Raw genomic sequence first — 915 nt, forward strand, 5'->3', positions numbered from 1 at the left:
AACATGCGTTCACTTAATCTGGACTTTAAAGCATGTGCGGCAAACGCACCTAAAGCTACAGACAAACCTGCTGACAGAAAGCTAATCGCTAGCAAAGTTGATGAAAGACGATTCATGTTTCGTTGTAATTCTTATCCGTATTTGGCTTACTTCAAGCCTCGACACTGACACGCTCAAACGTATCGATATTTAATGCAGTTAGACTGCCACCCCAGACACAGCCTGTATCAATCGCTTGAAACTGTCGGCTTCCAGTATGCCCCTCTAGCGCAGCCCAATGACCAAAAATTGTTACCCACTTATGCGTAACTGGGTATGCAAACCAAGGTTTAAAATCATGAGGTGTTTTATCGACACCTTCTTTTACTGAAAAATCTAAACGACCATTTTGATCAACAAAGCGCATGCGCGTTAAGTAGTTTGTAATCACCCTCAGTCGGGTTTGCCCTGTAAGAGTTCTATCCCAAACATCAGGGTCGTTGCCATACATTTCACTGAAGTAAGAGCTCAAGGCTTTCTTATCATTGCCAGCTAATATTTCATGCACTTCTTGGGCGTATTTTCTTGCTTTTTTTACTTTCCAAATATGCGGCAAGCCAGCATGACTCATGAAAAGCTTTTTATCGTCGTCTACTTGTACAAGGGGCTGTTTGCGCAACCATTCCATTAAATCGTCACAGTCATTAGCCTCAAATATCTCGCGCAAAGTATCTTTTCGCTTTAGTAAGTGCTCACTATAGTAACAAGCTAAAAGATGTAAGTCATGGTTCCCTAAAACAATTCTCGCTTCGAGGTCTCTCGCCAATCGCAAACAGGATAGGGAGTCAGGCCCTCTATTGACGAGATCCCCGGCCAGCCATAACTCATCGCGCGAAGGACTATACGCAAGCTTATCTAATAAAGCCTGAAACTGAA

1 protein-coding gene is annotated in these 915 nt (G+C 43.1%); it reads right to left on the reverse strand.

Features of this window, described 5'->3' with window-relative positions:
* Nucleotides 1–151 precede the first annotated feature (151 nt).
* Nucleotides 152–915: symmetrical bis(5'-nucleosyl)-tetraphosphatase (locus tag A3739_RS01315; protein ID WP_068499942.1), on the reverse strand; the 764-nt coding region annotated here is incomplete at its 5' end.

Source organism: Oleiphilus sp. HI0067 (assembly GCF_001635735.1).